The sequence below is a fragment of the Microbacterium enclense genome (genome assembly GCF_004022425.1).
Lineage (GTDB): Bacteria > Actinomycetota > Actinomycetes > Actinomycetales > Microbacteriaceae > Microbacterium > Microbacterium enclense_A.
Window position 1 is genome coordinate 1 of sequence record NZ_RBZY01000014.1, and the last position, 21,106, is coordinate 21,106.

Annotated in this window: 21 protein-coding genes and 1 tRNA gene; 15 read left to right on the forward strand and 7 right to left on the reverse strand. The window is 70.8% G+C overall.

Translation table 11 applies throughout. The features are described from left to right. On the forward strand, positions 1 to 437 hold a 437-nt coding region (locus tag D8Y23_RS05200; protein ID WP_164878147.1), incomplete at its 5' end, for an EamA family transporter. 11 nt (positions 438 to 448) lie between these two features. Here D8Y23_RS05200 and D8Y23_RS05205 read toward each other — a convergent pair. Next, entirely contained in the window at positions 449 to 922 is a 474-nt protein-coding gene (locus D8Y23_RS05205; protein ID WP_128217111.1) for an Lrp/AsnC family transcriptional regulator, read from the reverse strand. Between the two features lie 180 nt (positions 923 to 1,102). Here D8Y23_RS05205 and D8Y23_RS05210 point away from each other — a divergent pair, with 180 nt between their 5' ends. Continuing rightward, the gene (locus tag D8Y23_RS05210; protein WP_128217112.1) at positions 1,103 to 1,570 is read left to right on the forward strand and encodes a MaoC family dehydratase; all 468 of its coding nucleotides are present in this window, start codon (positions 1,103 to 1,105) and stop codon (positions 1,568 to 1,570) included. A gap of 22 nt (positions 1,571 to 1,592) precedes the next feature. On the opposite strand, the gene D8Y23_RS05215 is transcribed toward D8Y23_RS05210, so the two are convergent. Continuing rightward, the gene (locus D8Y23_RS05215) at positions 1,593 to 2,180 is read right to left on the reverse strand and encodes a histidine phosphatase family protein (RefSeq protein ID WP_128217113.1); all 588 of its coding nucleotides are present in this window, start codon (positions 2,178 to 2,180) and stop codon (positions 1,593 to 1,595) included. 44 nt (positions 2,181 to 2,224) lie between these two features. Next, entirely contained in the window at positions 2,225 to 3,073 is an 849-nt protein-coding gene (locus D8Y23_RS05220) for a Sir2 family NAD-dependent protein deacetylase (RefSeq protein WP_128217114.1), read from the reverse strand. Between the two features lie 73 nt (positions 3,074 to 3,146). On the opposite strand from D8Y23_RS05220, the gene D8Y23_RS05225 reads away from it, so the two are divergent. Continuing rightward, complete coding sequence (locus D8Y23_RS05225) at positions 3,147 to 3,953, forward strand: TrmH family RNA methyltransferase (RefSeq protein ID WP_128217115.1); 807 nt, start codon at positions 3,147 to 3,149, stop codon at positions 3,951 to 3,953. Positions 3,954 to 3,955: 2 nt separating this feature from the next. On the opposite strand, the gene D8Y23_RS05230 is transcribed toward D8Y23_RS05225, so the two are convergent. Then, the gene (locus D8Y23_RS05230; protein WP_128217116.1) at positions 3,956 to 4,816 is read right to left on the reverse strand and encodes an SGNH/GDSL hydrolase family protein; all 861 of its coding nucleotides are present in this window, start codon (positions 4,814 to 4,816) and stop codon (positions 3,956 to 3,958) included. Between the two features lie 175 nt (positions 4,817 to 4,991). On the opposite strand from D8Y23_RS05230, the gene D8Y23_RS05235 reads away from it, so the two are divergent. Together D8Y23_RS05235 and D8Y23_RS05240 are read left to right on the forward strand one after the other, a co-directional pair. Beyond that, positions 4,992 to 6,911, forward strand: coding sequence for a DEAD/DEAH box helicase (locus D8Y23_RS05235; RefSeq protein ID WP_128217117.1), 1,920 nt, complete (start codon positions 4,992 to 4,994; stop codon positions 6,909 to 6,911). A 159-nt stretch (positions 6,912 to 7,070) separates the two neighbouring features. Further along, positions 7,071 to 8,150 carry a VIT1/CCC1 transporter family protein gene (locus tag D8Y23_RS05240; RefSeq protein ID WP_128217118.1) on the forward strand — a complete coding sequence of 360 codons (1,080 nt, stop codon included), beginning with the start codon at positions 7,071 to 7,073 and terminating at the stop codon, positions 8,148 to 8,150. 62 nt (positions 8,151 to 8,212) lie between these two features. On the opposite strand, the gene D8Y23_RS05245 is transcribed toward D8Y23_RS05240, so the two are convergent. Together D8Y23_RS05245 and D8Y23_RS05250 are read right to left on the reverse strand one after the other, a co-directional pair. Beyond that, positions 8,213 to 9,256: an isopenicillin N synthase family dioxygenase gene (locus tag D8Y23_RS05245; RefSeq protein ID WP_128217119.1), complete on the reverse strand. Its 1,044-nt coding sequence runs from the start codon at positions 9,254 to 9,256 to the stop codon at positions 8,213 to 8,215. 144 nt (positions 9,257 to 9,400) lie between these two features. After that, positions 9,401 to 9,485, reverse strand: a tRNA-Leu gene (locus D8Y23_RS05250). Positions 9,486 to 9,624: 139 nt separating this feature from the next. Here D8Y23_RS05250 and D8Y23_RS05255 point away from each other — a divergent pair. Next, positions 9,625 to 10,926 (forward strand): M20/M25/M40 family metallo-hydrolase, encoded by a 1,302-nt coding sequence (locus D8Y23_RS05255; RefSeq protein WP_128217120.1) that lies wholly within the window; start codon positions 9,625 to 9,627, stop codon positions 10,924 to 10,926. A gap of 8 nt (positions 10,927 to 10,934) precedes the next feature. Continuing rightward, positions 10,935 to 11,786, forward strand: a complete 852-nt coding sequence (locus tag D8Y23_RS05260) for an undecaprenyl-diphosphate phosphatase (RefSeq protein WP_128217121.1) — start codon at positions 10,935 to 10,937, stop codon at positions 11,784 to 11,786. A gap of 48 nt (positions 11,787 to 11,834) precedes the next feature. Here the strand turns inward: D8Y23_RS05260 and D8Y23_RS05265 are convergent, their stop codons facing one another. After that, a complete protein-coding gene (locus tag D8Y23_RS05265; RefSeq protein WP_128217122.1) occupies positions 11,835 to 12,701 on the reverse strand; it encodes a PAC2 family protein in 867 nt (288 codons plus the stop codon). Between the two features lie 98 nt (positions 12,702 to 12,799). Here D8Y23_RS05265 and D8Y23_RS05270 point away from each other — a divergent pair, with 98 nt between their 5' ends. The 8 genes from D8Y23_RS05270 (at position 12,800) to D8Y23_RS05305 (ending at position 21,106) form a co-directional block, all read left to right on the forward strand. Beyond that, positions 12,800 to 13,492, forward strand: coding sequence for an HAD family hydrolase (locus tag D8Y23_RS05270; RefSeq protein ID WP_128217123.1), 693 nt, complete (start codon positions 12,800 to 12,802; stop codon positions 13,490 to 13,492). Then, on the forward strand, positions 13,489 to 14,514 hold the full coding sequence (locus tag D8Y23_RS05275) for a tRNA (adenine-N1)-methyltransferase (RefSeq protein WP_128217124.1): 1,026 nt from the start codon (positions 13,489 to 13,491) through the stop codon (positions 14,512 to 14,514). The genes D8Y23_RS05270 and D8Y23_RS05275 overlap by 4 nt, the downstream gene beginning before the upstream one ends. Before the next feature lie 9 nt (positions 14,515 to 14,523). Beyond that, entirely contained in the window at positions 14,524 to 15,480 is a 957-nt protein-coding gene (locus tag D8Y23_RS05280; protein ID WP_128217125.1) for an FKBP-type peptidyl-prolyl cis-trans isomerase, read from the forward strand. Between the two features lie 26 nt (positions 15,481 to 15,506). Then, positions 15,507 to 16,499, forward strand: a complete 993-nt coding sequence (locus D8Y23_RS05285) for a helix-turn-helix transcriptional regulator (RefSeq protein ID WP_128217126.1) — start codon at positions 15,507 to 15,509, stop codon at positions 16,497 to 16,499. After that, positions 16,496 to 17,479 carry a helix-turn-helix transcriptional regulator gene (locus D8Y23_RS05290; RefSeq protein ID WP_128217127.1) on the forward strand — a complete coding sequence of 328 codons (984 nt, stop codon included), beginning with the start codon at positions 16,496 to 16,498 and terminating at the stop codon, positions 17,477 to 17,479. The genes D8Y23_RS05285 and D8Y23_RS05290 overlap by 4 nt, the downstream gene beginning before the upstream one ends. 79 nt (positions 17,480 to 17,558) lie before the next feature. Then, positions 17,559 to 17,813 carry a Sec-independent protein translocase subunit TatA gene (tatA, locus tag D8Y23_RS05295; protein ID WP_128217128.1) on the forward strand — a complete coding sequence of 85 codons (255 nt, stop codon included), beginning with the start codon at positions 17,559 to 17,561 and terminating at the stop codon, positions 17,811 to 17,813. 63 nt (positions 17,814 to 17,876) lie between these two features. After that, positions 17,877 to 18,635 (forward strand): twin-arginine translocase subunit TatC, encoded by a 759-nt coding sequence (gene tatC, locus D8Y23_RS05300; protein WP_128217162.1) that lies wholly within the window; start codon positions 17,877 to 17,879, stop codon positions 18,633 to 18,635. Continuing rightward, the gene (locus tag D8Y23_RS05305; RefSeq protein WP_128217129.1) at positions 18,632 to 21,106 is read left to right on the forward strand and encodes a DEAD/DEAH box helicase; all 2,475 of its coding nucleotides are present in this window, start codon (positions 18,632 to 18,634) and stop codon (positions 21,104 to 21,106) included. Before tatC ends, D8Y23_RS05305 begins: the two co-directional genes overlap by 4 nt.

The window sequence follows — 21,106 nt, forward strand, 5'->3', positions numbered from 1 at the left end:
GAGCCGGCGACCAGCTGCCGCCGCTCGCGCTCGCGGCCGGAGGACTCCTCACGGGAACGCTCGTCATGGCGGTCCTCGTCGGCACCGGTGTCCTGCCGTTCGCCGCCCCCGCGATCACGGTGCCGATGTTCGGGGCGGAGGTTCCCGGCATCCTGCCCCTGCTGTGGGTCGGTGGAGTCGCAACCACACTCGGGTACGCGCTGGGCGTGATCGCGGTGCCGCTCATCGGCTCGCGGGTGGCGTCGTTCGTCGGCCTGAGCGAAGTGCTGTTCGCGCTCGGCTTCGCATGGCTCCTCCTGGGCGAGACTCCCGCACCCGTGCAGTTCCTCGGGGGAGCGGTGCTCCTTGCCGGCGTCGTGCTCGTGCGGATGGATGCCACCGACCCGGTCGAACGGCGGACTGAGACCGCGACGATCCCGGTGGTGCCGGCGCCGTAGGCTCCGACCCGTCAGAGCCGTTCGCGCGCGAGGTCCATGAGCGGGCCGACGCGGTAGCCGATCACCTCGCCCATGACGAGCGAGGTCTCGGTGCGTTCGACGCCCTCGATCGCGAGGATGCGCCCGTCGGTGTCGAACAGGTGCTGCGTGTCACGACACGCCACGCGCACGAGGAGATCGACCTGACCGCTCAGGCCGTGCGCCTGCAGCACCTCGGGCACCTGCGCGAGCGCCTCCCTGATCGCGGGGAGCTCCGCCTGGCGGACGGTGACCTGCAGGAACGCTTCGATGGGGAAACCGAGGGCCTGGGCGGAGAGCGTGCGCTCGTACGACAGGAACGCCCCGCTCTTCTCGAGGCGGCTCATGCGCGCCTGCACGGTGTTGCGCGAGAGCCCCAGCTTCTCGGCGAGCGCGACGACGGTGGCGCGGGGATCGTGGGACAGGGCGCGGAGGAGGTCGAGGTCGACCGCGTCGAGCTTGGTCATGGTGCGAAACATTAGCAGGATGCCGCTCCTGCGCGTCGAGCACTTTGCTGACCTTGGGCCGCGGGTGTTGAGCGCCCTGCGTCACCGTGCATCGGCTGTCGCGGAGCCGGCACGAGTACCCCGGGTGCAGCTCGCGGTGATCTGGCGAGCCCCGCGCCTCACCGGGAGTACCGTGGCGGCATGATCGAGCAGCGCGGCCTGTATCTGGAGGAGTTCGTCGTCGGGGAACGGTACGGTCACCGCCCCGGACGCACCGTCACCGACGCCGACAACGTCCTGTTCACAACACTCACGATGAACGCGCAGGCTCTCCACCTGGATGCCGCGTACGCGGCCACCCAGCCCTTCAGCCGCCCCCTCGTGAACTCGATGTGGACGCTGTCCACGCTCGTCGGACTCTCTGTGGCGCAATTGACGCAGGGCACGCTCGTCGCGCAGCTCGGAATCACGGACGTGAGCTTCCCGGCCCCGCTGTTCGTCGGCGACACGCTCACCGCCGAGACCGAGGTCGTCTCGGTGCGGCCCTCGGCCTCGCGGCCCGGTCAGGGTGTCGTCGTGCTCGCCCACACGGGGCGATCGCAGAACGACGAGGTGGTGGCCACCGCGACCCGCACGGTGCTCGTGTGGTCGGCGGACGCGGGGGCGTGAGTGTTCGGTGCGCGTGGCCCGCTCAGGTCGCGACGCCGGCGTAGGCCAGCATCTCCCAGTCCTCGCCATGGAGTCGGAAGACCGTCGCCGAGCAATTCGGCAGACGCTCGCCGACGCGGGGGAACTCGCCGTCGGTGGCGTGCATGATGACCTCGCGGATGAGGGCGCCGTGCGCCACCGCGATGATGTCGACGCCCTCGGGCGTCTCGGCCACGACCTCGGCGAGCGCGGCCAGCGCACGCTCCCGCACGACCGGCCAGGCCTCCGCACCGGGCACCTCGGCCGCGTGCCAGGGCCCGTACGCGGCCGCGAAACCCGCGGCATCCATCCCCTCCGCTTCCCCGTAGGAGCGTTCGCGCAGACCCGGAAGGCGACGGGTGACCACGGTGCCGAGGGCGTCGGCGATCGTGTCGGCGGTCTCGGCGGCGCGTGACAGATCGCTCGAGACGACCACCACGTCGCGCCCCGTGAGATCGGCGGCGAGGGTTGCGGCGACCTCGCGCGCCTGCGCGCGGCCGGTGTCGTTGAGGGGGATGTCGGTCGAGCCCTGGACGCGTCCGCCGGCGTTCCAGTCGGTCTCGCCGTGGCGTACGAGGGTGAGGATCGTCACCGTTCGAGCCTACCCGCGGGTGCTCGGGGCGGTCGCCGCCGGGACTACAGCAGCCCGGGCAGGCGTTCGGCGAAAGCGCTCAGCACATCGGTCACGCCGCCGTCGATCTTCACCGCGGCGCGCTGGTCGGCGCGGGTCGCACCGCGGTTGATGATGACGACGGGCAGGCGACGCCGGCGCGCACGCTCGACCAGGCGGATGCCGCTGTTGACCACGAGCGACGAGCCGGCCACGACGAGCGCCTGGCTGGCGTGCACCAGCTGCTCGGCCTCGCGGAACTTCTCGACGGGGATGTACTCGCCGAAGAACACGACGTCGGGCTTCAGCGTGCCGCCGCACACCGAGCAGGTCGGCACGACGAAGCCCTCGGCCGATGCCGGGGTCACGTCACCGTCGGGACCCAGTTCGACGTTCTCGGGCAGCGAGATCCACGGGTTGTCGGCCTCGACACGGGCCGCGAGGTCACGGCGATCGAACACCTGACCGCAGTGGAGGCAGCCCACCCGCCGCATCGTGCCGTGCAGCTCGACGACGCGGTGGCTGCCGGCCCGCACGTGCAGACCGTCGACGTTCTGCGTGATCACGCCGTTGGAGACGCCGGCGTTCTCGAGCGCGGCGAGAGCGCGGTGGCCGTCGTTGGGCTCGGCGGCGGCGAAGACCTTCCACCCGAGGTGGCTGCCGACCCAGTACCGCCGGCGCGCTTCCGCGCTCGCGAGGAACTGCTGTGCCGTCATCGGCGTCCGCGTCGGCGCCCCCTTACCGCGGTAGTCGGGGATGCCCGAGTCGGTCGACACCCCCGCCCCCGTGAGGACGGCGAGGCGGCGCCCGGCGAGCACTTCGACGGCTCGATCGATGGATGCCATGGTCTCGGCATCCTTCGTCGTATCCGTCATGCCCACCTCCGTCGGAACGAGTCTAGGACGGTGCGCGGACACCGTCGTCCGAGGGTCCTGGCAGAGTGGGACGATGCCCGTCCTCCCGATCGATTCCGCCGACGATCCGCGCCTGGCCGATTACCGCGACCTCACCGACGTATCGCTGCGGCGGGTCTCGGAGCCCGCGGGCGGGCTGTACATCGCGGAATCCTCGAAAGTGCTGGAGCGGGCGCTTCGGGCCGGGCATCACCCGCGATCCGTGCTCGTGCAGGAGAAGTTCCTCGACGACGCGCTCGCGCTCGTGGGGCCGGAGGCCGAGGTGTACGTCGTCCCGGCGGAGGTCGCCGAGCGCGTCACCGGGTACACCGTGCATCGGGGGCTGCTGGCATCCATGCATCGGCCCGTTCTGGACTCCGTCGCCGACGTGGTCGCGGGTGCGCGTCTCGTCGTCGTGCTCGAGGACATCGTCGACCACACGAACATCGGGGCCGCGTTCCGCTCGGCGGCGGCTCTGGGGGCGGATGCCGTGCTCGTCACCCCGCGCTGCGCCGACCCGCTGTACCGGCGCAGCGTCCGGGTGAGCATGGGCACGGTGTTCCAGGTGCCGTGGACGCGGCTGCCGGAATGGTCCGAGGCGAAGCCTCTGCTGCAGGACGCCGGGCTGCACCTCGCCGCGCTCGCGCTCGCCGAGGACGCCGTGGCGCTCGACGCCTTCGCCGCGGCCGGGCATGAGCGAGTCGCTCTGCTCCTCGGTGCCGAGGGCGACGGGCTGAGCCGCGGGGCGCTCGCGGCGGCCGACACGGTCGTGACGATCCCGATGGCCGGGGGAGTGGACTCGCTCAACGTCGCCGCGGCGAGCGCCGTCGCCTTGTGGGAGCTGGGCCGGGCGCTGCGCTGACCTCACACCTGCGTGTGGCGGGTGGCCGCGGGATCCTGACCGGGAGCCAGCGTGACCACCGGCAGCGGCTCGGGGCGTTTCGCGATGACGTGGTCGCCGGACGACTGGTGACGCAGGCGCCGCAGCACCCACGGCACGAGGTACTCGCGAGCCCAGACCAGGTCCTTCTCGCGCGCGGCGCGCCAGGTCGTCCGTGCCAGGGTCTCGGGCTGCATCGGTTGCAGGTCGTTCGGGACGTTCAGCGCCCGCAGCACCATACGGGCGACCTCGTGGTGCCCGAGGGTGTTGTAGTGCAGGCGGTCGTCGTCGAAGAAGCGCATGTCCTGCACCTCTTTGAGCCCCCACTGGTTCGCGACGATGCAGTCGTAGCGGTCGGCGATCGAGCGGATGTTCTCGTTGTAGATCGCGACCTTCCCGCGGATGCCGCGGAACACCGGCGTGAACTCGGTGTCGATGCCGGTGAAGACGACGAGCGTCGCACCGCCGCTGCGCAGCCGCACGACGGCGTCCTCGAACTGCTGCGACACGGCGTCGGGGTCGGAGCCGGGACGGATCACGTCGTTACCACCGGCCGAGAACGTGATGAGGTCGGGCTTCAGCGCGAGAGCCGGCTCGATCTGGTCGGCGACGATCTGGCCGATCAGGCGTCCGCGGATGGCGAGGTTGGCGTAGGCGAAGTCGTCGACCTGGGATGCCAGGACCTCGGCGACGCGATCGGCCCAGCCGCGGTGTCCACCGTCGGGCAGCGGGTCGCCGATCCCCTCGGTGAACGAGTCGCCGAGGGCGACGAAACGGCGCCAGGGGTGCGGGCCGGGGTTGTCGGACGGAGACGGGGTGGCGGGCGAGTGCGGATCGAGTGTCATCGAAACCTCCGCTTCCAGGCTATCCCCGGACCCGGACACGGCAAGGGACTGGGCCGCGCCCTCGCCGTCACGCATGAACGCGATCCACGCGCGACGGAACCCTCCCCAGGCGGCCACCGCACCCCCGCGGGTTCGCCTATCGTTGATGTTCGCGCTCGCGAGGGATGGAGGTTCGATGCTGGAAGAAGAAGCCCGCACTTCGGCCCTCCCCGATACCTCCAACGGCGCCGCGCCCGAGCTCTCCTTCGGCGAGGCGCGCGAGAACCCCGAAGAGCATCACTTCGGAAGCTTCGCCGCCGAGCACCTCTCACCCGCGTTCCCGCAGCGCGCCCCCTGGGGAACCGCGCAGCGTCTGCGCGCCTGGCAGGCCGAGGCGCTCGACCAGTACTTCGGCTCCGACGGGCCGGACGGCATCGGCAAGGGCCCGCGCGACTTCCTCGCCGCTGCCACCCCGGGCGCCGGTAAGACGACGTTCGCGCTCCGCCTGGCATCCGAGCTCATGCGCCGCCGCGTCGTGGAGCGCATCGTCGTCGTGGCCCCCACCGAGCACCTGAAGACCCAGTGGGCCGAGGCCGGCGCGCGGGTCGGCATCCGCCTCGATCCGTATTTCTCCAACCGGCACGCCACGCCCTCGCGGCAGTACCACGGCGTCGCGGTCACGTACGCCCAGGTCGCCGTGAAGGCCGAGTTGCACCAGCGCCTGACGATGGATGCCAGGACCCTTGTGATCCTCGACGAGGTGCACCACGGCGGCGACGCGCTCAGCTGGGGCGACGCGCTGCGCGAGGCGTACGGGCGCGCCACCCGCCGCCTGCTGCTGTCGGGGACACCGTTCCGCAGCGACACCGCGCCCATCCCGTTCGTGGAGTACCACCCGAACGACAAAGGCATCCGCCTCTCGCGCACCGACTACGCCTACGGGTACCGGCGGGCGCTCGACGACGGGGTCGTCCGCCCCGTCTTCTTCCTCGTCTACGCCGGCCAGATGCGCTGGCGCACCAAGGCGGGCGAGGAGATGGAGGCCCAGCTCGGGCAGGACAACACCAAGGACATCACGTCGCAGGCGTGGCGCACCGCGCTCGACCCGAACGGCGACTGGATCCCCGCCGTCCTCCGCTCCGCCGATCGACGCCTCACCGAGGTGCGCGAGACGGTTCCGGATGCCGGTGGCCTCATCATCGCGACCGACCAGACCGCCGCGCGCGCGTACGCCACGATCCTCGAAGACATCAGCGGCGAGAAGGTCACGGTCGTCCTCTCGGACGAGGCCGAGGCGTCCGTCCGCATCGAGACGTTCTCGAAGGGCACGAGCCGCTGGATGGTCGCCGTCCGCATGGTGTCCGAGGGCGTCGACGTCCCGCGCCTCGCCGTGGGCGTCTACGCCACGAGCGCCTCGACGCCGCTGTTCTTCGCCCAGGCCATCGGCCGCTTCGTCCGCGCCCGCCGGCGCGGCGAGACGGCGAGCGTCTTCCTCCCCAACGTCCCGCAGCTCCTCGCGCTCGCCGGGGAGATGGAGGCGCAGCGCGACCACGCCCTCGACCGCGACAGCGACGCGGACGACCAGTGGAACGCCGAAGAAGACCTGATGGATGCCGCCGAGCGCGAGGACAAAGCATCCGACGCCCTCGAGCAGGAGTTCGAGTACCAGGCCCTCGGCTCCCTCGCGCACTTCGACCGTGTCCTGTTCGACGGGCAGGAGTTCGGCCAGCTCGCCGTGCCCGGAACGGTCGAGGAGGAGGAGTTCCTCGGCATCCCGGGGCTGCTCGAACCCGAGCAGGTGCACGAAGTGCTCATGACGCGGGCCTCGCGCCAGTCGCGCCACCGCTCCTTGCGCGAAGCGCGGGAGAAAGCGAGCGGCCAGGAGCCGCCGAGCGTCGACGACGGCGGGCTGCCGCAGCCGCTGCACCGCACCCTGAAGGAGCAGCGGCAGCTGCTCAACAGCCTCGTCGGCCTCTACGCCCGTCAGACCGGCGAGGCGCACGGCCTCGTGCACGCCGAGCTCCGGCGCATCTGCGGCGGCCCCGCCGTCTCGCACGCCACCGTCGCGCAGCTCCAGGCCCGCATCGAGGTGCTGCGCAAGCGCGTGCGCTCCTGACGCCGCCGGGCCGGTTTCGCGACCCCGAAATGCTGGCATCCGCCCCTCGGCATCCGCGTGATTCCGGGCTTCGGAGGCCCGAAATGCTGTCAGTACCGCGTAACGCGCCCGGGGGACCGTCGGCGCCTCATTACGGTGGTGGGCGACGTGAGGAGAACCGTGACGATCGCCGCCACACCCACCGCCCGCGACCGACGCCGTTGGGCGCGCTACCTCGTCGACGAGCGCGCCGAGGCCCGCGTCTACCGCGACCTCGCGAGCCGCCGCACCGGGGAAGAGCGCGACATCCTCCTCGCGCTCGCCGAGGCCGAGGGACGCCATGAGCAGCACTGGATCGACCTGCTCGGCGACACCCCCCACCGCCTGCCCCGCCCGGGCCTGGCCACCACGCTGCTCGCCTGGATGGCCCGCCGCTTCGGCTCGATCTTCGTCCTCGCCCTCGCCCAGAACGCCGAGGCGCGCTCGCCGTACGCCGACGAGCCCTACGCGACCGCGCAGATGGCCGCCGACGAGCAGGTGCACCACGAGGTCGTCCGGGGCCTCGCCGCGCGCGGACGCCGTCGCCTGTCCGGAACGTTCCGGGCCGCCGTGTTCGGCGCGAACGACGGACTCGTGTCGAACCTCGCCCTCGTGATGGGCGTCGGCGCCACGGGCGTCGCACCGAGCTTCGTGCTGTTCAGCGGCATCGCCGGCCTTCTGGCCGGTGCGCTGTCGATGGGCGCGGGCGAGTTCGTCTCCGTGCGATCTCAGCGCGAACTGCTCGAAGCCACGGAGGAGAGCGACTACGCCCACTCCGCCCTCCCGCACCTCGACCTGGATGCCAACGAGCTCGCCCTCGTCTATCGCACCCGGGGGATGGATGCCGACGCCGCCCTGGCCACGGCGCGCGACGTCGTCACCGCGGCCCAGGCCGGTACCGCCCCCGCGGCGGCTGCGCCGGGGGAGTCCGCGCACGACGTCGTCGGCAGCGCGTGGGGCGCCGCGCTGTCGAGCTTCCTGTTCTTCGCCTCCGGCGCGATCATCCCCGTCCTGCCGTGGATCTTCGGCATGAGCGGATTCGGAGCCGTCGCCGTGGCGCTCGGCCTGGTCGGTATCGCCCTGCTCGGCACGGGCGCGATGGTGGGGCTGCTGTCGGGCGCCTCGCCGCTCAAGCGCGGGCTGCGCCAGCTCGCGATCGGTTTCGGCGCCGCCGCCGTGACATACGTCCTGGGCCTGCTGTTCGGGGTGTCCGCGGCCTGACGCCCCGGCATCCCTCGTCTATCGCGGGATGCGCACGGGCCGCGCGCTCGCGGCGCCTGGGCTCAGCCGCGGCTCGCGGTGACGCGCGCCGCCTCCCGCACCGCCGACACGTTCTTGCGTCCCGCGCGCGAGCCGGCGAGCTTCGCGGCGATGTGCTGCGCGACCGTGACCGGCTCGTAGAGCGCGGGCGTCTCGTCGGAGGCGAAGTGGGGGAGGACACCGATCACCGCGTCGGCGTTGCCGTCGTGGAAGAACGCCGCCGACCGGCGCCGTTCGATGGTCCCGTCGATCACGGGCGGCTTGACGCGGTGCAGCGTCGAGAGCCACTTGTCGTTCGTGAGTCGCGCGGCCACGTCGCCGATGTTCACCAGCAACGCGCCCTCGGCGGGCATCACGTCGTTCCACGATCCGTCCAGGCCCAGCACCTGCAGCCCCGCGACGCGGTCGGCCCACAGCACCGTCACCAGCCCGAAGTCGGTGTGCTCGCCCATGCCGGTCAGCTCCGCGCCGAGCTCGATCGACCCGGGCGGCAGCGCGTAGTTGTTCATCCGCAGCACGTCGATCGAGTGATCGGTGAGGGCGTCGAAGTAGTCGTCCGGCACCCGCAGCGCCGCGGCGAAGATGCGCGTGAGCGTCTGCGCGACGCGTCGGGCTTCCTCGAAGTACGTCTCCACGGCGGCACGGAAACCCGGGACGGCGTCGGGCCAGGTGTTCTCGGCGTAGTCGGCGACGGATGCCGCTGTGCCGGGGTACTCGCGCCAGGACGTCCCCACGTTGAACGCCTCGAAGAAGTCGTTCATCCGTGTGATCGGATCGATGCCGAGGCTGTAGCTCAGCGACTCGCTCTTCGGGGGCGTGTACCCGCGGTTCTCCGCCGCGGGCCGCACGTACTGCTTCTTGGCATCCAGGCTCAGCCCGAAGAACGCGTCGAGCGCCTCCTCGAGGTCGGCGGTCACCCGGTCGGGCACCCCGTGTCCGACGATCTGCATGAAGCCCACCGTGCGGCAGGCATGATCGACCGCCGCGACCACGGCCGCGCGGGCCGCTTCGGGTCCGCGACCGACCCAGGCGGAGATGTCGATGGTGGGAACGTGGAACCGGTACATGTGGCATCCATCCTTCCGGGATGCCTCGACGCTAGGCGCGCGATGTCACGTGGGCGTTTCGTCGGTGTCACGGGTTCACAGCCCTCCCACTCCCGCAGAAACGAGAAAGACCCCCGGGATGAACCCGTGGGTCTTTCTCATCTGTGCGCGAGGGGGGACTTGAACCCCCACGCCCTATACGGGCACTAGCACCTCAAGCTAGCGCGTCTACCTATTCCGCCACCCGCGCATTGGGTGTCTGCCGCTTTCGCAACGAAGAACGACATTACCACGACCGGAGCGCACCCCACGAACCAGTGCCGCACCCGGGCGCGTCCCGGGCGTGAGGTGGACGGGGAAGGGGGCGCGGCCCCGGTACCGTAGTGCGCATGTCCGAGCACGACGCCGACCCGCCCGAGGTCGCCCGCGTGGCGGCCGATCTCATCCGCTTCGACACCACGAACTTCGGCGGCGGCCGGTCGCGCGGCGAGCGCGAAGCCGCCGAGTACGCCGGTGCCTACCTCGAGGGACTCGGTCTCGACGTCGACTACTACGAGCCGGTCGCGCGACGCACGAACCTCTCGACGCGTATCCCGGGTCGCAACGGCGACAAGCCCGCGCTGATCCTCCACGGCCACCTCGACGTGGTTCCTGCCGTGGCCGAGGACTGGAGCGTCGACCCGTTCGCCGGCGAGATCCGCGACGGCATCCTGTGGGGCCGCGGCGCGGTCGACATGAAGGACATGGATGCCATGATCCTCACGGCCGTGGCCGACGTGCTGCGGGCGGGGGAGCAGCCCGAGCGCGACATCATCGTGACGTTCTTCGCCGACGAGGAGAACGGCGGGGTCGAAGGATCCGCCCTCGTCGTCCGCGACCGCCCCGAGTGGTTCGCGGGCGCGACGGAGGCGATCAGCGAGGTCGGCGGCTACTCGATCTCGGTCGACGACCGCCGCGCGTACCTCCTGCAGGTGGGCGAGAAGGCGCTGCTGTGGATCAAGCTCGTGGCCCGTGGCCGCGCCGGGCACGGCAGCGCGCTGCACCCCGACAACGCGGTGACCGCTGTCGCTGAAGCGGTCGCCGCGCTCGGGCGCACGCAGTGGCCCATCCGTCTGACCGACACCACGACCCAGCTCCTCGCGGGACTCGCCGCGCTGACGGGCGACGACGCCGGCGACCCCGACCTCCTCGCGCAGCGCGCGGGCGCGGCATCCGGATTCCTGCGCTCGACGCTGCGGACCACGACGAACCCCACGGGCCTCACCGCCGGGTACAAGCACAACGTGATCCCCGACCGTGCCGAGGCGCTCATCGACGTGCGGGTGCTCCCCGGAACCGAGGAAGCTGCGCTCGCCGACATCCGACGCATCGTCGGACCGGGCGTCGAGGTCGAGATCGTGCACCAGGACATCGGCCTCGAGGTGCCGTTCTCGGGCGACCTCGTGGATGCCATGGTCGGTCAGCTCGATCGGCACGATCCGGGCGTCCCGGTCATCCCGTACCTCATGGGCGGCGGCACCGACAACAAGGCCCTGGCCTCCCTCGGAATCTCCGGTTACGGGTTCGCGCCGTTGCGACTCCCGTCCGATCTCGACTTCACCGGGATGTTCCACGGTGTGGATGAGCGCGTCCCCGTCGACGCGCTCGAGTTCGGTCGTCGAGTTCTCGCCGACCTCATCCGGACGTACTGAAGGAATCCATGCAGAACATCTTCGAGGTCATCATCCTCGGGCTCGTCCAGGGCCTGACCGAGTTCCTCCCAATCTCCTCCAGCGCGCACCTGCGCATCGTGGGGGAGTTCCTGCCGTCGCAGACCGACCCGGGGGCGACCTTCACCGCCATCACCCAGATCGGTACCGAGCTAGCCGTGCTGATCTACTTCCGCAAGAAGATCGGCCGCGTCATCTCGCGCTGGTTCCAGTCCCTCACCGGCAAGGTGCCCCGCAACGACCCGGACGCCCGCATGGGCTGGTTGATCATCATCGGCACGGTCCCGATCGCGGTCCTGGGGTTCCTCCTCCAGAGCCTGATCCGCGACAACTTCCGGAGCCTGTGGATCACCGCGATCGTGCTCATCGTGTTCGGCATCCTGCTCGGTCTCGCCGACCACTACGGCAAGCGCCGCCGCGAGCTCGACGACCTCACCTACCCGCACGGTCTCGCGTACGGTTTCGCCCAGGCGCTCGCCCTCGTGCCGGGCGTGTCCCGCTCGGGAGCGACCACGACGCTGGGTCGCGCGCTCGGATACAACCGCACGGCGGTGGCCGAGTACGCCTTCCTGCTCGCCGTCCCGGCCGTGTTCGCGAGCGGGTTCTACGAGCTGTACAAGAGCTTCGACGAGGGCACGGGCCCGTACACCCTCACCGAGACGGGCCTGGCGACGCTGATCGCCTTCGTCGCCGGCTATCTCGTCATCGCCTTCCTCATGCAGTACCTGAAGCGCGGCAGCTTCCTGCCGTTCGTGATCTACCGTGTCGTGCTCGGTATCGTGGTGATCGTGCTGCTCGTGACGGGCGTCGTCCCGGCGGAGTCGGCGATCGTGGCCGGATAGGTCCCGCGACGTCAACGGCGCCGCCCTCCGGGGCGGCGCCGTTTCCGTTCAGCGGCGGGGTGGTTCGTCCCGACCGGGTTTCGTCGGACCGTCTCCGCCGCGGCGGAGATAGCGCTCGAACTCCTGGGCGATGGCATCCCCGGATGCCTCGGGCGAGTCCCACGTGTCGCGGGTCTGCTCGAGCTGGTGGATGTAATCGCGCATCTCGTCGTCGTCGGCCGCCGCGGCGTCGATCGAGGCCTCCCACGCGAGGGCTTCGGCGGCGAGTTCGCCGCGGGGGACGGGGATGCCCGAGACCGTCTCGAGCCGGTCGAGCAGCGCCAGAGTCGCCTTGGGGGAGGGCGTGTGTCCGGCGACGTAGTGCGGGACGCTGGCCCACAGGCTCGCGGTGGGGATGCCGACGCGCTCGGCCGCGTCACCGAGGGCGCTGAGGATGCCGACGGGCCCTTCGTACAGACTCCGCTCGAGACCGAGGGACTGGCGGACGGCGTCGTTGTCGCTACCCGCGAAGACGGAGATCGGCCGCGTGTGCGGAACGTCGGACATCATCGACCCGAGTGCTACGAAACCCGTGACGTCCTCGCGCAGCGCGACGTCGACGAACTCGGCGGCGAAAGCCTGCCACGCGCGGGCGGGTTCGACCCCGACGAGCAGCCAGATCTCGGACTCGTCGCTGCGCTGCACCGGGCGCAGCAACGTCGCCTCGGGCCAGGTGAGCGTGCGGCGGCCCTCGGCATCCACGCCGACCTGCGGGCGCGTGTACTGGTAGTCGAAGTACAGCTCCGGGTCGACGGAGTGCACCACCTCGTAGTCGCCCCCCGCCCGCAGCATCGATGCCGCGGCCGAGGCCGCCTCCCCGGCGTCGTTCCAGCCGTCGAAAGCGGCGACGATGATCCGGCGACCCAGTGCGTCCACGCAACCTCCTCTGCCCCTGCGGGGCTGGATACCCAGGATAGGCGCATGCGCCGGAGCCGGCGCGAGGAGACGGGCGGGGCGCTCGATACGATGGAACGATGACTTCTCCCGCCCTCGCCGCGGTCCTGTGGGACATGGACGGCACCCTGGTCGACACCGAACCGTTCTGGATGGCGGCGGAGACCCCGCTCGTGGAGCGGTTCGGGGGGACGTGGTCGCACGCGCAGGCGCTCGGCATGGTGGGACTCGCGCTCGAGGACTCGGCGCGACTGCTGCAGAACGCCGGCGTCCCGTGGGGCGTCGACGAGATCATCGCCCACCTGACCGACGAGGTGCTGCGCCAGCTCGCCGTCGAGGGCGTGCCGTTTCGTCCCGGCGCCCGCGAGCTGCTCGCCGACCTGCGCGAGACGGGGGTGAAGACCGCTCTCGTGACCATGTCGATGCGACGCATGGCGCTCTCGGTCGCCGACCTCATCGACTTCCCCGCGTTCGACGTCGTCGTTGCGGGCGACGACGTCCCGCGTCCCAAGCCGCACCCCGACCCGTACCTCCAGGCCGCCGAAGCCCTGGGGGTCGCGATCGCCGACACCGTGGCGATCGAGGATTCACCCACCGGCCTGCGCTCGGCGATCGCGAGCGGGGCGGTGAGCCTCGGCATCCCGCTGATGGTCTCGCTGGACGGCGTCGGCGCCCATGCCCTGTGGCCCACGCTCGAGGGTCGCGGCGCCGCCGACCTGGCCGCGCTGCATTCCGCCCACGCCCCCGCCACCACCCCGCAGGAGACCCGATGAGCGAGACCCCGCACCTGAGCGGCCCCTTCCGGGTCGGTGACCGCGTGCAGCTGACCGGCCCCAAGGGGCGGATGCACACCATCACGTTGCGCGAGGACGGCGAGCTCCACACGCACAACGGCGTGCTCAAGCACGATCTGCTCGTCGGCCAGCCCGACGGCAGCGTCGTCACCAACAGCTCGGGCCACGACTACCTCGCGCTGCGGCCGCTCCTTCGCGACTTCGTGATGTCGATGCCCCGCGGGGCGGCCATCGTGTACCCGAAGGATGCCGCGCAGATCCTCTCGCAGGCCGACATCTTCCCGGGCGCGACGGTCGTCGAGGCCGGCGTGGGGTCCGGCGCCCTGTCGCTGTGGCTGCTGCGCGCGATCGGTCCGAGCGGCCGCCTCGTGTCGTTCGAGCGCCGCGAGGAGTTCGCCGACGTCGCCCGCGCGAACGTCGAGACGTTCCTGGGCGCGACCCCGGCCACCTGGGAGGTCGTCGTGGGCGACCTCGTCGAGAGCCTCCCGGATGCCGTGGCCCCGGCGTCCGTCGACCGCGTGGTGCTCGACATGCTCGCGCCGTGGGAGTGCATCGACGCCGCGGCAGACGCCCTCACCCCCGGCGGCGTCGTGCTCTGCTACGTCGCCACCGCGACCCAGCTCAGCCGCGTCGCCGAGTACATCCGCGGCACCGGCCTGTTCACCGACCCGGATGCCTCCGAGACGATGGTGCGCGGGTGGCACGTCGAAGGCCTCGCGGTGCGCCCCGACCACCGCATGGTCGCGCACACCGGCTTCCTCCTCACCGCCCGGCGCCTGGCGCCCGGAGCGGTCCCGCCGGAGGTCAAGCGCCGTGCGTCGAAATCGAGCTACGGCGATGAAGACGTCGAGCTGTGGACGCCGGGGGCCGTCGGAGATCGCCAGATCACCGACAAGAACCTCCGCAAGCGCGTGCGCGAGGCGCAGAAGGCCGCGGACGGCGTGCGCGCTCGAGGCGGCGAGCCCGCGGACGCGACGGAGACACCCGAGACGAACGCCTAAACTGATCCGGTGCGCAGACTCCCCGCAATCGTCGCCGTGACCGCTCTGGCCGGAATCGGCCTCGTCGGATGCTCGGCATCCACCGGTGCCGCGGGTTCCGCCTGCACCGCACCCACCGCCGACCCGCGCGCCGCCGAGGCCGTGAGCGTCTCGGGTGAGGTGGGCACGCAGCCCGACGTCCAGGTGCGCTCGCCCTTCCTGCCGTCCGCGCGCTCGGTCGAGACAGTCGTCGCGGGCGACGGCGAGCGCATCACGCAGCCCGACCAGCTCGTCCTGCTCGACCTCACCGTCTACAACGGCGTCACGGGGGAGCGCATCGTGGGTTCCCGCTACGACGGCAACCTCGCCAATGCGCAGCCGTTGTCGGGGTGGGACCAGACGTTCCCCGACTTCTCGTCCGCGATGCTGTGCGCGACCGAGGGGTCTCGCGTCGTCGTCTCGCTGCCGTACGACAGCGTGGGTCCGCAGGCCGCGCAGGGGCTGCAGATCCCCGAGGGAGGGTCGGCGGTCGTGGTCGCCGACGTCGAGCGCGTCTACCTTCCCGCCGCCGACGGTGCCGACCAGTTCACCGCGGGCTTCGGCCTGCCCACGGTCGTTCGCGCGACGAACGGTCAGCCCGGCGTGACGATCCCCGACGGCGAAGCGCCCACCGAGGTGTCGGTGCAGACGCTCAAGAAGGGCGACGGTCCCGAGCTCACCGCCGACGCCACCGCGCGCGTGCACGTCCTCGGTGTCGCGTGGAACGACCGCGAGCAGTTCGCCACCACGTGGGGTCGGGCGCCGATCGCGGCCTCGCCGTCGCAGATGCCGGAAGAGATCGGCGCGGCTCTCGAAGGCCAGACCGTCGGTTCGCAGGTGCTCGTCGTGGTGCCCGCCGACCAGACGGCCGCCGACCAGCAGGCCTTCCAGGCCCCCGCCGACACGGCTCTGGTGTACGTCTTCGACATCATCGGCGTCGACGACTGAGTCCGGCCCGCGCCTAGGATGGGCGGGTGTCCGCCACCTCGTCCCGACCCGCTCCCGAGGAGCGTCTGGTCAACCTCGTCGTCGCGCTCATGGCGACCGAGCAGGGACTGACGAAGGACACGATCCTGTCCTCCGTGGCCGGCTACCGCGAGCAGTACGAGGCGGGAGCGTCGAAGGACGCGCTCGAGAAGATGTTCGAGCGCGACAAAGAGAATCTGCGCGGGCTGGGCGTTCCGATCGAGACCATCGGCGACCGCGCCGACCCGGACGATCTGCGCGAAGCGCGATACCGGGTGCCCACCGCCGAGTACGCCCTCCCCCAGGACATCTCGTTCAGCCCCGCCGAGGTCGCGCTCCTCAACATCGCCGGCAGCGTGTGGGGAAGCGAATCGCTCTCCGCCGATGCCCGCAGCGGTCTGCGCAAGATCCGGGCGCTCGGCATCCCCGTCGACGAACCGATCATCGGATACGCGCCGCGCATCCGGGCCCGGGACGCCGCGTTCCCCGCGCTGCAGCGCGCGATAGAGGAGTGCCGCGTCGTCACGTTCAGCTACCTGCGCCCGGGTGATGCCCGCTCGCGCGAGCGCCGCATCCGTCCGCTCGCCCTGCTGGAGTACGAGGCGCGGTGGCACGTCTTCGGATTCGACCTGACGATGGATGCCGAGCGCACGTTCCTCCTCTCGCGCATCGTCGGCGACATCGCGGTAGCGCGCGAACGCTTCGACGAGGACCTGCGCATCGGGGCGGGAGAGCGAGCGCTCGCCGGGCTCGAGGCGGTCGCGAGCCGTCAACGCGCGTTGTTGGAGGTGCACCCCGGCACCGAGGCGGCGCTGCGGCTGTCTCGGCGCGCGGAACCTGCCGCGCAGGGGATCGTCGTGCCCTACGTCGACCTGCACGTCTTCGCCGACGAACTGGCCTCGTACGGTCCCGAGGTCCGTGTCGTCGCCCCCGACGACCTCCGCGACCAGGTGATCCGGAGGCTTCGGGCGACGCTCGCTCTGCACGGGGGTGCGGCGTGACCTCGGATCGCGCCCTGCCCGCCCTCGATCGGGCGGCGCTTCTGCTCCAGCTCGTGCCGTACATCGTCGGCAAGGGCGAGGTGTCGATCGCCGAAGCGGCCGCCGACTTCGACGTCACCGCCGACCAGATGCGCGCGATGGTCGAGCGGCTGACCGTCATCGGGTTGCCGGGGGAGGGCGGCTACTGGCAGCTGCCGAACGAGCTCTTCGACATCGACTGGGATCTTCTGGATCGCGACGACGTCATCTCCATCACCAACACCGTGGGGCTGGAACGATCACCGCGCCTGACCGCGCGTGAGGCGGCGGCGCTGCTGGCCGGGCTGCAGCTGACGCGGACGCTTCCCGGCGTGGGAGACAGCGCCCTCGTCTCCGGCCTGCTGGCGAAGCTCGCGCGCGGCGCATCATCGACGCCGCCGCCGGTCATCGTGGCCCCGGGTCCCGTCGACGGCGTGCGCGACGTCGTCGACCGCGCCCTGCGCCGTCGCGTGGCGGTGTCGTTCACCTACCGGGCACCGGGTGGGGATCCCACCACCCGGACCGTCGATCCCATCAAGGTGCATATCGCGAGCGGGCAGTGGTATCTGCAGGGCTGGTGCCACACCCGTCAGGCCGTGCGCACGTTCCACCTGGAACGGGTGAGCGATCCCGTCCTCACCGGTGTCCCGGCGGTCCACGGGGCGGATCCCGTCCCCGAGCTGTTCGCCCCGGGTGACGACGAGGTGGTCGCGCGGTTCCGGTTCCCGCGGGCGGTGGCGCCGCTGCTGTCGGACTACCTCGAGCGCGCGACGATCGAGGGCGAGGACGATGTGGCCGTGGCATCCCTCCGGCTGGCCGACGAGCAGAGCCTCAAACGCCTCGCTGCCCGTCGCGGCGGGGAGGTCGAGCTGCTCGAACCCACGGGGGCGCGGACCGCTGCTGCCGCCTGGGCGGCCGCCGGCCTGGCACAGTACGGTCCGGATGCCTCGCCCGCGGGGTGAACGTGGAGCGTTCCACGGCCGGCTCGGAGGCGCAGGAGCTACACTGGTCATCACGCCCGAACGAGACTGAGGAGTCCTCATGCTAGGCAATCTGAACGGATGGCACCTGCTGATCGTTCTCGCGGTCATTCTGCTGCTGTTCGGTGCCACGAAGCTCCCCGCCCTCGCCAAGAGCGTGGGCCAGTCGGCGCGCGTCTTCCGGACCGAGATGAAGGAGATGAAGCGCGACGACGAGGTGTCGGCATCCTCTCCCGAGACGCCCCGCGCGACCGATGCGGGCACCGCTTCGTCGGTGACTCCCGAGAATCGTGCGTCGAACGACACCACCCCGTAGCGCGTGACCACGGCAGGACCGCCGCGGATCGAGGTGCCGGAGGGGCCGCGGCGCGACAAGCGCATGTCGATCGGCGCTCACCTCGTCGAACTCCGGAAGCGTCTCATGATCGCGGCCGCGGCCCTCGTGGTCGGCATGGTCGTGGCGTTCATCATCACCGACCCGGTCATCGACTGGATCACCGAGCCGATCCGTGTCATCAGCGAGCGCCGCGGTGACGACTTCTCGGCACTGAACTTCACGAACGTCACATCGGCCTTCGACCTGCGGATGCGCATCGCCTTCTCGATCGGCATCTTCCTTTCCGCGCCGATTTGGCTATGGCAGATCTGGGCGTTCATCATGCCGGGTCTCACGCGCAAAGAGATCCGGTACACCGTCGGTTTCGTGGGGGCGGCCGTCCCGCTGTTCTTCGTCGGGTGCTGGGTGGGAATGCTGATCGTTCCGCACGTCATCGAGCTGATGTGGGGGTTCACCCCCGAGGGCGGCGTGAACTTCTACAACGCCCCCGACTACTACGACTTCGTCTTCAAGTTGATGATCGTGATCGGCGTCGCGTTCGTCCTTCCGGTCTTCCTCGTCGCCCTGAATGTCGCCGGTGTGATGAGCGGCAAGGCGATCCTCAAGGGCTGGCGCGTCGCGATCATCGTCGCCACGGTGTTCGCGGCGCTCGCGACGCCCGCGGCCGACGTCATCAGCATGCTGATGCTGGCCGGCATCCTGATCGTCCTCTTCTTCGCCGCCGCCGGCATATCGATGCTGTTCGATCGCCGCAAGTCCCGTCGTGCTGCCGCAGCGGGGCTGCCAGGATCGACCGCGTGAGTGGACTGAGCCCCGCCGACCGTTTCGCCCGGGCATCCGCCCGCGCACATCACCCCGTCACCGCCGACTTCGCTGAATCGCAGCGGTTCGACCTCGACCCGTTCCAGATCGCCGGATGCCAGGCGCTCGAGGACGGGCGGAGCGTGCTGGTCGCCGCGCCGACCGGGGCCGGCAAGACCATCGTGGGAGAGTTCGCGATCCACCTCGCGATGCTCGAGCCGGGCGACAAGGCGTTCTACACGACGCCGATCAAGGCGCTGTCGAACCAGAAGTTCCACGAGCTGCAAGAGGTGTACGGCGACGACGAGGTGGGCCTGCTCACCGGCGACACGAACATCAACGCCTCCGCACGCATCGTCGTCATGACGACCGAGGTGCTGCGCAACATGCTGTATGCGGACTCTCCGGCGCTGCGCGGCCTCCGATTCGTCGTCATGGACGAGGTGCACTATCTCGCCGACCGATTCCGGGGCGCCGTGTGGGAGGAGGTCATCATCCACCTCCCGCGCTCGGTGCGGCTCGTGTCGCTGTCTGCGACGGTGTCCAACGCCGAGGAGTTCGGCGACTGGCTCGACACCGTCCGCGGTGACACCGAGGTCATCGTGTCCGAGACGCGGCCGGTGCCTCTGGAACAGCACGTCCTCGTGCGCGGCGACCTGCTCCCGCTCTTCGACGACCGTGCCGGCGTTGCGACCGCGCAGGTCAACCAGGAGCTGCTCCGCATCCGCGGTGGCCAGTCCGCGACCTTCGAGAACAACCGGCGCGCGCAGGAGTACCGCTCGGCACGCCACGCCGGAGGGCGACGGCAGCCCCGGAACGGACCGCGGCCCGTGCGGGCGGCGCACGCCCCGCGGATGGAGCGCATCGAGCGTCCGCAGGTGGTGGACCTGCTGCGCCGGAACCACCTCCTGCCGGCGATCTTCTTCATCTTCAGCCGCGCCGGGTGCGACGCGGCCGTGCAGCAGCTGCGCCGCGCCGATGTGCGTCTCACCTCGCCGGAGGAGCGTTCCGAGATCCGCCGCGTCGTCGACGAGCTGACCTTCGCCCTGAAGGACGAGGATCTCGCGGTCCTGCGGTTCTGGGAATGGCGCGAGAACCTCGAACGCGGTATCGCGGCCCACCACGCCGGTCTCCTCCCGGCGTTCAAAGAGGTCGTCGAAGAGCTGTTCCGTCGAAAGCTCGTGAAGGTCGTGTTCGCGACCGAGACGCTCGCCCTCGGCATCAACATGCCCGCCCGGACCGTGGTGCTCGAAAAGCTCGAGAAGTTCAACGGCGAGGCGCGCGTCGCCATCACGTCGGGGGAGTACACGCAGCTCACCGGCCGTGCCGGCCGTCGGGGGATCGACGTCGAAGGACACGCCGTCGTGCAGTGGACCGAGGGCATCGACCCGCAATCGGTCGCCGCGCTCGCCTCGCGCCGCACGTATCCGCTCAACTCGAGCTTCCGCCCGACCTACAACATGGCGGTCAACCTCATCGATCGTTTCGGTCGCGCCCGGGCTCGCGAGATCCTCGAGTCGTCGTTCGCGCAGTTCCAGGCCGACCGTTCGGTCGTCGGTCTGGCGCGTCAGGTCAAAGAGGCCGAGGAGTCCCTCGCCGGCTACGAGACGGCCATGACGTGTGACCGCGGCGACTTCCGCGAGTACTCGACGATCCGCCGCGAGCTCTCCGACCTCGAGAAGATCAATCGCCGCGACGCCACCGCGCCGCGACGCCTCCGCGATGAGCGACAGCAGCAGATCCAGTCGTTGCGGCGTCGGATGCAGCGGCATCCCTGTCACTCCTGCCCGGACCGCGAGGCGCACGCCCGCTGGGCCGAACGGTACTGGAAGCTCAAGCGCACCACCGACAAGACCCGGCAGCAGATCGACCAGCGCACCGGGACCGTCGCGCGCGTCTTCGACCGCGTCGTCGACGTGCTCGCGGCCCTCGAGTACGTCGAGGTCGACGAGGCCGGGGTGACGACGCTCGCGCCGGCGGGACGAACGATGCGTCGCATCTACGGCGAGCGCGACCTCCTCGTCGCGGAGTCGCTGCGGCAGGGGCTGTGGAAGGACCTCGACCCCGCGTCGCTCGCGGCACTGGCCTGCTGCCTCGTCTACGAGCCGCGCCGCGACGAGGCGGGCCCAGGGGAGCGGGGCCTGCCGCGCGGAGCATTCCGCGCCGCCTTGGATGCCACGCAGTCGCTGTGGCAGGAGTTGGACGACCTCGAACGCGACCATCGGCTGCCCGGGTCGGAATCTCCCGCCTCCGGCCTCGCTCCGGCGATGCACGGGTGGGCCCGCGGGCTGCCGCTGGACAGCGTGCTGACGCTCGCCGACATGGCAGCCGGTGACTTCGTGCGGTGGGCGAAGCAGACCATCGACCTGCTCGATCAGATCTCGCTCGTGGCGGAGCCGAAGCTCGCCAAGACCGCTCGGACCGCGTTGGATGCGGTGCGGCGCGGCATCGTCGCGTACACCTCGGCCTGA

Coding starts and splice junctions, on each gene's coding strand:
- D8Y23_RS05205 (WP_128217111.1), bottom strand. CDS start 922: ATGACCAAGCTCGACGCGGTCGACCTCGACCTCCTCCGCGCCCTGTCC.
- D8Y23_RS05210 (WP_128217112.1), top strand. CDS start 1,103: ATGATCGAGCAGCGCGGCCTGTATCTGGAGGAGTTCGTCGTCGGGGAA.
- D8Y23_RS05220 (WP_128217114.1), bottom strand. CDS start 3,073: ATGACGGATACGACGAAGGATGCCGAGACCATGGCATCCATCGATCGA.
- D8Y23_RS05225 (WP_128217115.1), top strand. CDS start 3,147: ATGCCCGTCCTCCCGATCGATTCCGCCGACGATCCGCGCCTGGCCGAT.
- D8Y23_RS05230 (WP_128217116.1), bottom strand. CDS start 4,816: ATGACACTCGATCCGCACTCGCCCGCCACCCCGTCTCCGTCCGACAAC.
- D8Y23_RS05235 (WP_128217117.1), top strand. CDS start 4,992: ATGCTGGAAGAAGAAGCCCGCACTTCGGCCCTCCCCGATACCTCCAAC.
- D8Y23_RS05245 (WP_128217119.1), bottom strand. CDS start 9,256: ATGTACCGGTTCCACGTTCCCACCATCGACATCTCCGCCTGGGTCGGT.
- D8Y23_RS05255 (WP_128217120.1), top strand. CDS start 9,625: ATGTCCGAGCACGACGCCGACCCGCCCGAGGTCGCCCGCGTGGCGGCC.
- D8Y23_RS05260 (WP_128217121.1), top strand. CDS start 10,935: ATGCAGAACATCTTCGAGGTCATCATCCTCGGGCTCGTCCAGGGCCTG.
- D8Y23_RS05270 (WP_128217123.1), top strand. CDS start 12,800: ATGACTTCTCCCGCCCTCGCCGCGGTCCTGTGGGACATGGACGGCACC.
- D8Y23_RS05275 (WP_128217124.1), top strand. CDS start 13,489: ATGAGCGAGACCCCGCACCTGAGCGGCCCCTTCCGGGTCGGTGACCGC.
- tatA (WP_128217128.1), top strand. CDS start 17,559: ATGCTAGGCAATCTGAACGGATGGCACCTGCTGATCGTTCTCGCGGTC.
- tatC (WP_128217162.1), top strand. CDS start 17,877: ATGTCGATCGGCGCTCACCTCGTCGAACTCCGGAAGCGTCTCATGATC.